Annotated in this window: 8 protein-coding genes, 1 tRNA gene and 2 pseudogenes; 7 read left to right on the top strand and 4 right to left on the bottom strand. The window is 56.1% G+C overall.

What is annotated here, in order from left to right:
• Positions 1-434, top strand: a pseudogene (locus V6C07_RS08500) (metal ABC transporter ATP-binding protein); the annotation flags it as partial.
• Positions 427-1,293: a metal ABC transporter permease gene (locus tag V6C07_RS08495; protein WP_333535966.1), complete on the top strand. Its 867-nt coding sequence runs from the start codon at positions 427-429 to the stop codon at positions 1,291-1,293. The pseudogene V6C07_RS08500 and the gene V6C07_RS08495, both read left to right, overlap by 8 nt.
• Before the next feature lie 91 nt (positions 1,294-1,384).
• Here V6C07_RS08495 and tpx read toward each other — a convergent pair whose 3' ends face one another.
• Positions 1,385-1,888: a thiol peroxidase gene (tpx, locus tag V6C07_RS08490; RefSeq protein WP_333535964.1), complete on the bottom strand. Its 504-nt coding sequence runs from the start codon at positions 1,886-1,888 to the stop codon at positions 1,385-1,387.
• Positions 1,889-2,584: 696 nt separating this feature from the next.
• Here tpx and hslU point away from each other — a divergent pair.
• The gene (gene hslU, locus V6C07_RS08485; RefSeq protein ID WP_333535962.1) at positions 2,585-3,898 is read left to right on the top strand and encodes an ATP-dependent protease ATPase subunit HslU; all 1,314 of its coding nucleotides are present in this window, start codon (positions 2,585-2,587) and stop codon (positions 3,896-3,898) included.
• Positions 3,899-5,014: 1,116 nt separating this feature from the next.
• On the opposite strand, the gene V6C07_RS08480 is transcribed toward hslU, so the two are convergent.
• Positions 5,015-5,090, bottom strand: a tRNA-Lys gene (locus tag V6C07_RS08480).
• Between the two features lie 153 nt (positions 5,091-5,243).
• Here V6C07_RS08480 and V6C07_RS08475 point away from each other — a divergent pair.
• The 4 genes and pseudogenes from V6C07_RS08475 to V6C07_RS08460 form a co-directional block, all read left to right on the top strand.
• A complete protein-coding gene (locus V6C07_RS08475) occupies positions 5,244-7,190 on the top strand; it encodes a cytochrome c biogenesis protein CcdA (protein ID WP_442886181.1) in 1,947 nt (648 codons plus the stop codon).
• 134 nt (positions 7,191-7,324) lie between these two features.
• On the top strand, positions 7,325-7,801 hold the full coding sequence (locus V6C07_RS08470; protein WP_333535960.1) for a chemotaxis protein CheW: 477 nt from the start codon (positions 7,325-7,327) through the stop codon (positions 7,799-7,801).
• Between the two features lie 120 nt (positions 7,802-7,921).
• A complete protein-coding gene (locus V6C07_RS08465; protein ID WP_333535959.1) occupies positions 7,922-8,110 on the top strand; it encodes a hypothetical protein in 189 nt (62 codons plus the stop codon).
• 36 nt (positions 8,111-8,146) lie between these two features.
• Positions 8,147-8,380, top strand: a pseudogene (locus V6C07_RS08460) (GNAT family N-acetyltransferase); the annotation flags it as partial.
• Between the two features lie 181 nt (positions 8,381-8,561).
• Here the strand turns inward: V6C07_RS08460 and V6C07_RS08455 are convergent.
• Positions 8,562-8,792 carry a hypothetical protein gene (locus V6C07_RS08455; protein ID WP_333535958.1) on the bottom strand — a complete coding sequence of 77 codons (231 nt, stop codon included), beginning with the start codon at positions 8,790-8,792 and terminating at the stop codon, positions 8,562-8,564.
• Between the two features lie 79 nt (positions 8,793-8,871).
• On the bottom strand, positions 8,872-9,618 hold a 747-nt coding region (locus V6C07_RS08450; RefSeq protein ID WP_333535957.1), incomplete at its 5' end, for a TIGR03936 family radical SAM-associated protein.

The following is a 9,618-nucleotide window of genomic DNA, read 5'->3' as shown; positions in this document are numbered from 1 at the left end:
CGGCCGGGGTGGATGTGCAGGGCGAGCGCCTGTTCTGGGAGGTGCTTGACGAGGCCCGCAGGCAGCAGGGCTTTACCCAGTTGATGGTCAGCCACAACCTGTCGCTGGCAGCCCACTATGCCACGCATATAATCTGCCTTAACAAAAGGGTCTGCGCAGAGGGCGCGCCCCATGAGGCCCTTGGGGCCTCTGTGCTGACGCAGCTTTTCGGGATGCCCATTCATCTTTATCCTGATCAGTGCGCCCCGGATGACCCTTCCTGCCCGCAGTGCGGGGCAGTGTGCGCCCCGGAACGTCTGCTGCCGGAGTACGCCAGCGTAAAACGCCGCGAGGCGGCGCATCAGCCACCTCAAGCTTCCGCGGCAATGCATGTGCCGCCTGACGCCGTGGCAGAGGGCAGTGTCCGTACCGCAAGGGAGGGCGACCATGCCTGAGCTTGCATGGGCATATGATCTTTTGGGCCGCCTGCCCTTTGACTGCCTGGAGTTGCGCTTCATGCAGCAGGCCCTGTTTGGCCTTTTGTTGCTGGCGCCGATGGCTTCGGTGCTTGGTGTGGAGGTCATCAGCTTTCGCATGGCGTTTTTTTCCGACGCCATCGGGCATTCCGCCTTTGCCGGTGTGGCCCTGGGGCTGATCCTGGCAGTGGACCCGCGCATCTCCATGCCGCTTTTCGGTCTGCTGGTGGGGCTTGGCATTATGGCCGTGCGCCGACGGACCAGCCTTTCTTCAGACACGGTCATCGGCATAGTGTTTTCTGCCGTGGTGGCCTTCGGCCTTGCCGTGGTCAGTCGCGCTCCCGGTGTGGCCCGTGACATGCAGCGTTTTTTGTATGGCGACATTCTCACCATAACAGAAGGCGAAACAGGCTTTCTGCTTGCGCTTTTTTTGTTCATGCTGCTTTTTCAGGCTGTTGGCTATAACAAGCTGCTTTACATTGCCCTTAATCCGGTAATGGCCCGTGTACACGGGGTGCGTGTGGCGCTGTGGCAATATGCTTTTGCCGCCCTGCTGGCATTGGTGGTGATGTTTTCTGTGTGGGCCGTGGGGGTGCTGCTTGTCACGGCTTTGCTTATCGTGCCTGCGGCCACGGCCAGAAATCTGGCCCGCACGGCGGGCGGCATGTTCTGGTGGGCCTTGCTGGTGGGGCTGAGTTCGGCTTTTACCGGCCTGATTCTTTCGGCACAGGAGTGGATGGCGACAGCCAGCGGGGCCACGGTTATTCTTGTGGCCTGCTGCTGGTTTGCCGTAAGCGCGCTTGTGGCGGGGCTGCGCGGCAGCAGAAAGAGTGACTGATTCACAGAGTCCCTGAATCAAAAGCCTCCCCTGCCGAGAAGCGGGGGAGGCTTTATTCATGCGCCGGGCGAGGAAGGGAACGCCCCGCGCGTCAGGCCAGTTTCTTGATGGCCGCCAGCGCGGCGTCATAGTCAGGTTCGCTGGAAACTTCGGGGACAAGCTGGGTGTAGGCTACGGAACCGTCCGGGGTCACAACCACGATGGCGCGGGCCAGCAGGCGCAGCTCATCAATGAGCAGGCCGTAGTTTTTGCCAAAGCTTGTTTCTTTGTAGTCAGAAAGGGTTTCAACCGCCTGTACGCCAGCGGTGCCGCACCAGCGGGCCTGGGCAAAGGGCAGGTCGCAGCTTACGGCCACAATGCGCACCTTGTCGGAAAGGGCAGCGGCTTCTTTGTTGAAGCGGCGCACTTCCATGTCGCATACGGGAGTATCAAGGGAAGGCACGCTGACCAGAACAAGCACCTTACCGGCATAGTCCTTGAGGCTGCGCGGGCTGAGGTCGTTGGCGGTCAGGGTAAAGTCCGGGGCTTTCTGTCCAACGGCAGGCCGATTGCCGACCAGATGCAGGGGGGTACCCTTGAAGGTAACTGTATTCATGCGTAACTCCTTGTGTCCTTGTTAGTAGAACCAATGTGCTACAGGAAAATTTGCCAGTCAATAATTATTCTTAACAAGGCTCCGGGCTGTAGCAGCTCATTCTGAGGCACGCCGCAAGTTAGCCGGTCATGCCTGAAGCAACGTTGCTTTGAAATTGCTCTGGCGGCTGCGTGAGCGGTCGCTCGTCGCAAAGGTGCAATCGCAAGCTGCCTGTGCGGCCAGGCGCCGGAGCGAGCGCGCCGTAAACGTTGAGAATGCGCATTCGCGGCGTTGATCTGCCCCAAAACGTTGCGTCCGGTGCAGGGCCAGTATCCGTCATTTTATACTGCCGGGCAAGTTTCAGTCAAAACACGCGGTTGACACTCGGTAAATTTGCGCGTCGCCATTGCCATCACGTCGGCAGTGCCTATATTTACAGACAGTGCAGCCGCCATCAAGGATACTCGCATGGGTGTCTGCCCAGAATCCGGCTCAAGCCGCTTCCGGTCTTTCACATGGGGCTGTCTTGCCGTTTTGTTTATGCCTCGCAAGCAATGGGGCTTGCGTTTTTTGGCGGCCATATGCCAGCGCGGCCGTTGGAATGCCCGTATATGCGTTATGCCGCGTATGGGAGCTTTGGGCCTTTACGGCGGGGGGCTTGAAGCCGCCGGGCTAACCGCCGTTTTTTGCTGGCTTGCCCAAAATCAGGAGCGATTGATGAGCACTTTGACACCGCGTGAGATTGTGGCCGAACTGGATAAATTTGTGGTGGGGCAGGAGCAGGCCAAGCGCATGGTGGCCGTAGCCGTGCGTAACCGTTGGCGCAGGCAGCATTTGCCGACAGATCTGCGTGATGAAGTTTCACCGAAAAACATCATCATGATGGGACCCACCGGCGTGGGCAAGACCGAGATTGCGCGGCGTCTGGCCCGTCTTTCCGGTGCGCCTTTCGTCAAGGTTGAAGCCACCAAGTTTACCGAAGTGGGCTATGTGGGGCGCGATGTGGAGTCTATGGTGCGCGATCTTATGGAGATCGGCATCAACCTTGTGCGCGATGAGGAAAACGCCCGTGTGCGCAAGGCCGCCGAGGCCGCTGCGGAATCGCGCCTGATGGACCTTCTGCTGCCCAGTTCCTTTGGTCAGGAAGACCGCGCTTCCACCCGTGAAAAGCTTTTGCAGCAGTTTCGTCTGGGCTTTCTGGACGAGCGCGAGGTGGAAATGGAGGTGACAGAGCAGGGCGGCGGTGGCGTGGATATTTTCGCCATCCCCGGCATGGAACAGATGGGCGGGCAGGTCAAGGACATGTTCAGCAAGGCTTTTCCTCCCAAGCACAGTCGCCGTAAAATGAAAATCCGCGATGCCTTCAATGTGCTGATTCAGGAAGAGTCCGGCAAGCTGGTGGATCAGGAGGCTCTCAACGAACGCGCCAAGGAAAGGGTGGAGCAGACAGGCATCATCTTTATTGACGAAATAGACAAGATCGCCAGCTCTTCACAAAACCGCACCTCGGATATTTCGCGCGAGGGCGTGCAGCGCGACCTTTTGCCCATAGTGGAAGGCAGCTCGGTGAACACCAAGTACGGCATGGTGCGTACCGACCACATTCTTTTCATCGCTGCCGGGGCGTTTCATTTCAGCAAGCCGTCAGACATGATTCCCGAGCTGCAGGGGCGCTTTCCGCTGCGCGTGGAGCTTCAGGCCCTGGGCCGCGAGGAGTTCCTGCGCATCCTGACCGAGCCTGACAATGCGCTTACCAAACAGTATGAAGCCTTGCTCGGCACAGAACAGATACGCCTGAGCTTTACCGTGGACGGTCTGGAAGAGATCGCCGCCTTTGCGGAAGATATCAATTCGCGCACTGAGAATATCGGCGCGCGCCGCCTGTATACCATTATGGAAAAAATTCTGTCCGACATTTCGTTTGACGCTCCGGATATGCCGGGTGCACAGGTGGTGGTCAACAAGGCGTATGTGGCCGAACACCTGCAGGATGTGCGCCGCGATCAGGATTTGACGCAATATATTCTCTAGAGCAGATTAACTTTGAAAATATACATTTTCAAAGTTTAAAACACGCTCGCTTCGGCGTTTAACCGCGCAAATAAATTGCGCTTACGCCTTCGCGGCGGGCGTCTGCTCGCGCAGTCGCCAGAGCAATTTCAAAGTGAAATTGCTCTAGAACCGTTTACGGATGAAATACCTTAACGGCTCTGCAGGGATTTTCAGAAAAATCACTGCCGGGCAATGCTTGAAGGCGCTTTGCGCCTGCGCCCAGGTAAAGAGCTTGCGGCTTTGCGAATGATCGTGATCTGATTCTGTTCTGCTCCAATGATTTTTATGTATGAAAACCAGAAACCGGCTGTCATGGCCGGTTTCTGGTTTTTTGCCTATGGCGGTCGCGCACCGTATGCAGGCTGCGCCTGCGCAGGGAAGTTCAAGGGATGAGCTCGGTTGGAAGTCTATTTTTCCGGCGTAGCAGGCCCTTCAGCGGAGCATGAACCTCATCATTATGGAATAAAAACTGCTGATAAGCGGTAAACGTCAAAAAAACTCGTAATATGTCGCTGCGCCTCTGCCTTTGAGAAATGCCAGGCGTGACGTGATAGCCTGGGAAAAAAGCCGTACCCATTTCGCAATTTATCAATTGTTAATTAATATTCAATGTATCCTTGCCATAAAATATAATATAACAGTGTAGACGCAAGATAATGCCTTTGGCGGGTTATTTAAGGTTCTGCCCGCGTCTTCCATGATGTGCCGCCGATGTGCCGCCGATGTGCCGCCGATGTGCCGCCGATGTGCCTCATTCTGCCCGTACGGCCAGCGAACCTAAAAGCCAGCGCCATCCCATCGACACGTCTTTTTATCCTTGCGTCAGCATGGATACCCAGCACTGTGCGGTCAGCGGAATGGGGTCTCAAAATGGGCCGCAAGACCTGTGGGCAGGGTTTTTTCATCATGTGCACGGTAAGCCCAATAGACGTTTTTGACTTCCTTTATGACGCATTGCCCCTTTGACGGTTTGGTCTTTCAAGCAGTATAAAGGGGAAGAGAAAAAGCCGAAAAATATGAAGTGGGGACAGTATGAGGACAAAAAAGCGCAACGAAAAAGAGGTTACAGATTTCTCCGTAACCTCTTGTTCTCTCTGGTGGGCCATCAGGGACTCGAACCCCGAACCAACTGATTAAGAGTCAGCTGCTCTACCAATTGAGCTAATGACCCGCGTTGTGTGAAAAGGGGTTTACGCTTATGGGTGCCAACTGTCAAGCAATTTTGAAATAAAAATGAAAAGAAAGAGTTAATATTGTGGAATTAAAGGTTTTTTTTCTGATAAAAAAAATCAGGGCAAACAGGCTTTCTGTTGCTTTGTGGCTGATGCCCCTGTGTATCAGCTTGTTTCTTTTTGTTTTTTTCTCCCGTGCAGAGGCTGAAAGCCTTTCGGGCCGTTTTGAAACCGCAGCGGAAGGCGGCAATTTGGTAGGAGCCTTGCACCTGACCCTGCCAAAGGACGTTCATGCCTATGCTCATGATCCTGGCGATGCGGGCCGTCCCACAACGTTGAGCTTCAGCGTTGACGGCGGTCCGGCCCAGCCGGTGTGGTATCCTGAAGGCGCTGTGCAGCGGGATTTTTACGACCCTTCGGCCACCATTTTTGTTTATGAGGGCGAGGTGACGCTTTATGTGCTTCTGCCCGCAGCCGATGCGGGCAAGCCCTACACGGCCGATGTAAGCATGCTGCTTTGTTCGACGCGCAACTGCATGCCCGTCAATCAGCAGTTTCAGGGCGTGGTTCCCAGGGCGGATCTGCCGCTTGTGGACATGCCCTGGGCGGCCCGCTGGCGTGAACTGAAAAAGCATCCTCCCAGGCTTTTTGAAGGTGAAAGCGCCCAGGTGTTGCCCGCTTTCAGCGCAGGTTCTTCCCAATCTGCCGGTTCTGATCAGGCATCGGCAGAAGGGCAGGGCAATGCGGCTTCCGGCGGAAAGTCTGAAGGCATCGCCCGCTGGCTTGCGGCCCAAAACGGAACCGATGCCCCTGCGGACGAAAAAAAGCTTGAAGAAGAAAAAGGGCAAAAAGCCCTGCCGCCTCCTGACGGCTTTGTAAGCCTGACACCCCGCTATGTGGATGAATCCGCTGAAATAGCAGGGCTTGGCAAAGCCCTGCTGTTCGGCATTCTGGCCGGCCTGCTGCTCAATGCCATGCCCTGCGTGCTGCCCGTGCTTACATTCAAGGTCAGCGGTCTTCTTATGGTGGGGGGGTACGACAAGGAGGGGTTGAAAAACTTCAGACGGCATAACATCTGCTTTGCCGCAGGGGTCATGACGCTGTTCAGCGCTCTGGCCCTCGTGCTCGGGCTTGCTGACCTGATGTGGGGGCAACTGTATCAGAGCCAGCCTGTGTTGCTGGTCATGCTGCTGCTGGTATTTCTTATGGGTCTTTCCATGCTCGGCGTTTTTACCCTGCCTGTCATAGATCTGAAAACCGGGGCAAATACCAAAAACCCCTGCCTTCAGGCATATTTTACCGGGCTTGTGTCCACATTTCTGGCTACGCCGTGCAGTGGCCCTCTTTTGGGCGGCGTGCTGGGCTGGGCCTTTACACAGCCTCTCATCGTGGTTGTGGTGGTTTTTTGGGCTGTCGGCCTTGGTATGGCCCTGCCATACGTTTTGTTCAGTATCTGGCCTGTTCTGGCGCGAATTCTGCCCAAACCCGGCGCGTGGATGCACGTCTTTGAGCGGGTTGTGGGTTTTTTCCTGCTGGGTACGGCTCTGTATCTGCTCTCCATCCTGCCTGTGGAAAAACATATGCAGGTGCTGAGCGTTCTGCTGGTCGTGGCTCTGTGCGCGTGGCTGTGGGGGCAGTTTTGCGGCATCTCGGCGCCGCCCCTGCGCCGTCGTATCGTAGGGCTTGTCTCGCTGGGCCTGCTGCTGGCTTCCATCGTCTGGGTGCTGCGGCCTGCGGCGCCTCTGGCGCAGTGGCGGGAATTTAATCCGCAGACCTTTGAAGCGACCCTGGGCCATAAGCCCATGCTGCTGGAGTTTACCGCCGACTGGTGCCCGAACTGCAAATTTATGGAGGCTACGGTATTGACGGACGAACGTCTGCGTCGCCTGCAGGCCCGCTACGGCATGGAGCTTGTGCGGGTGGATCTGACCAATGCCAATGCCTATGCTGTGCGGCTTCTGGAGGCCCTTGGCAGTAAAAGCATTCCGCTCACGGCGCTTTTTCCTGCCGGAAAGGACTCCACGGCACCTCTGGTGCTCCGTGATGTCTACGGGGGCGAAACTCTGGAACGGGCCTTGGGTGAAGCGTTCGGGAAATAATGGAAATTTTTTCATCTGGCCTATGGTGCTTTACCAATCAGTCGATAAGGCATAGTATGTAAAAAGGCATGGGCCGGTGGTAATCACCTCGGCCTTTGAATAGGTTGGGCTGCTGGTTGCAACAAGGAGCGCACATGGATTTGAATCAGAAAAAGCAGGAAGACGAACTTCTGCAACTGGTGACGTTCAGCATCGGTGAAGAGGAGTTTGGGGTAAACATCCTGAAGGTGCAGGAAATTATCCGCACTATGGAAATTACCAAAGTACCCCGCGCTCCCGAATTTGTGGAAGGCGTCATCAATTTGCGCGGCAAGGTTATTCCCATCATTGATCTGCGGCGGCGTTTCGGGCTTGCGTCCAAAACGCACGACAAGAACACGCGGATCATTGTTATTGAAATTAACAATATTATCGTGGGTTTTGTGGTCGATGCCGTTTCCGAAGTGCTGCGCATTCCCGCCAGCACGGTGGAGCCGCCGCCGCCCGTGGTGGCCGGGGTGGACTCGGACTACATCAGTGGCGTGGGCAAGCTGCAGGACCGCCTGCTCATCATGCTTGACCTCGACAAACTGCTTTCCAATGACGATATGGACATGCTCGGCGGCATGTAGCCGCACTGTCCGGAAAAATCATGCAAATACCATAGGGCGGGGGCTGAGGCTCCTGCCCTTTTTTCATGCAGCGCCGTGCGGCGCTGCTCCGCACGGGCCGCCGCGTTTGTGGAGCCAGCTATGCATGTTTCGATTGTAACGGTCAGCGAGAATAAAAAAGACTTTCTTGAACTTCTGCTGCTTGGTGACGAGCAGGAAGACATGATTGACCGTTATCTTGCGCGTGGAGAGCTTTTTGTGCTTTATGACGCCACGGGGACGTCCAAAGTGCGTGTGCGTAGTGACAGATGGAGGCAGGGGAGTCTTTGAAATAAAAAACCTGGCTACGGCGCCAGGTATCAGGGGCAAGGCTACGGAAGCCTGATGGTGAAGCATGTGTGCGCACGCTACAGGGGCAAAGGCACGGACATGCTTGTGGGTACTGGTGAAAATCCGCGAACACTTGCTTTCTACAGGCGGTGCGGCTTCAGATACTCGCACCGCCTGAAGGACTTCTTTGTCAGCAACTACCGCCATCCCATTGTAGAAAATGGTGTTGTGCTGACTGACATGATCTATCTCAGAGCATCTTTGCATTGAGAATATCCATTCTCAATGCTCCCTGGACGCCCGCTCCGGCGTTTACCCGCGCGGATAAGCTGCGCTTGCTCCTCCGCGGCGGGCGTTTGCTCCCGCATCCGCCAGAGCAATTTCAAAGAGAAATTGCTCTAAAAAAACGCTCTGATTCTTTCTGTCGCGTTGTCTTGACACGACTCGTAGTCTATTTTGGCGCGTGACTGGCGTTGATGCGACGGCTGTGGCGCAGGCGTAATTCCTCCACAATGACTTTTTCGTAATCCGGCGCTATGGAAAAATCGGCATTAAGCTCGGCACTGAGCATGTTTTCGATCTGCTGTGTTTCTTCCCAGATTTCCAGCAGTTCGTCATCAGCAAGAGTTTTGACGCGCTCGGTAAAGGGTTCTTCGTCAGCAAAAGGGATACAGGATGCCATAATATTTCTCCCATGTGAGGGCAAAAACAGGATCAAACGTCAAAAGGCGCTGCAAGGCCGGAGCCATTGCCGGTGCAGTTTACGGGTATTGCCGCGCATCGGCAAAGATCTGCGCGGTTTTCATCAGCCGCAGTCTGGGCCGCAGAAATTCGGGCGTTCCCAGGGGCTGCAAAACTGCCAGACTGAACAGTAGAGGCGACAAATAACCACTATCCCAGTCAGCCACAAATGTCACGGTCTCAATGGCATTTGCCGTCTGCTCACTGGCGCGGGCTTCCCATTGGCGCAGCATGGCCCTGATGTTGGCCGTGCGTGGGCCTTTTTTTGTGTCTCTGGTGTAGAGCATCTCGGGCAGGGCGGCAAAGTCTGCAAAGCACTGCGCAGCACGGCTGTTTTCTTCGGGCGTGGGCAGGCTCAGGCTGAAAGCTTCGGCAAGGGCCTGTTCTGTGCGGCGGTTCTTGTCTTCCACGGTGTCTACACGAAGTATTTCCATGCCGGGCGGCAACAGGGGGTTCAGGCGGGCTGCCACCTCCTCCACGGGCATTGTCCTGTGCAGGGTCAGGGCAAACCATTCGGCCCGGCTTTCAACACCCACGGGCAAGGCCCGGCCGAATGACATGAGAGGCATGGGGTGAAAGCCCTGTGAAAAGGCAAGCGGCAGTGCGGCCCGGCGCATGGCACGTTCCAGAACGGCCTGCAGTTCCAGCTGGCTCAGATAGGCGCTGCCCCGGGCCTTGCTGTGCCAGACACGGTACTGGGCGGCCTTGACCGTCAGTTCGGGCGTGATCTTGGGCGGGCGGCTGGCCGGGGGACGGCACACAAGGTG

This window comes from Desulfovibrio sp. 1214_IL3152 (genome assembly GCF_036763055.1).
Taxonomy (GTDB): domain Bacteria; phylum Desulfobacterota; class Desulfovibrionia; order Desulfovibrionales; family Desulfovibrionaceae; genus Desulfovibrio.
Note: the sequence above shows the minus strand (reverse complement) of the source record. Positions and strands in the feature narration are given on the sequence as shown.

Excerpts from the sequence above, each read along its gene's own strand:
- V6C07_RS08495 (WP_333535966.1), top strand. The coding sequence starts at position 427 with ATGCCTGAGCTTGCATGGGCATATGATCTTTTGGGCCGCCTGCCCTTT.
- tpx (WP_333535964.1), bottom strand. The coding sequence starts at position 1,888 with ATGAATACAGTTACCTTCAAGGGTACCCCCCTGCATCTGGTCGGCAAT.
- hslU (WP_333535962.1), top strand. The coding sequence starts at position 2,585 with ATGAGCACTTTGACACCGCGTGAGATTGTGGCCGAACTGGATAAATTT.
- V6C07_RS08475 (WP_442886181.1), top strand. The coding sequence starts at position 5,244 with ATGCCCCTGTGTATCAGCTTGTTTCTTTTTGTTTTTTTCTCCCGTGCA.
- V6C07_RS08470 (WP_333535960.1), top strand. The coding sequence starts at position 7,325 with ATGGATTTGAATCAGAAAAAGCAGGAAGACGAACTTCTGCAACTGGTG.
- V6C07_RS08465 (WP_333535959.1), top strand. The coding sequence starts at position 7,922 with ATGCATGTTTCGATTGTAACGGTCAGCGAGAATAAAAAAGACTTTCTT.
- V6C07_RS08455 (WP_333535958.1), bottom strand. The coding sequence starts at position 8,792 with ATGGCATCCTGTATCCCTTTTGCTGACGAAGAACCCTTTACCGAGCGC.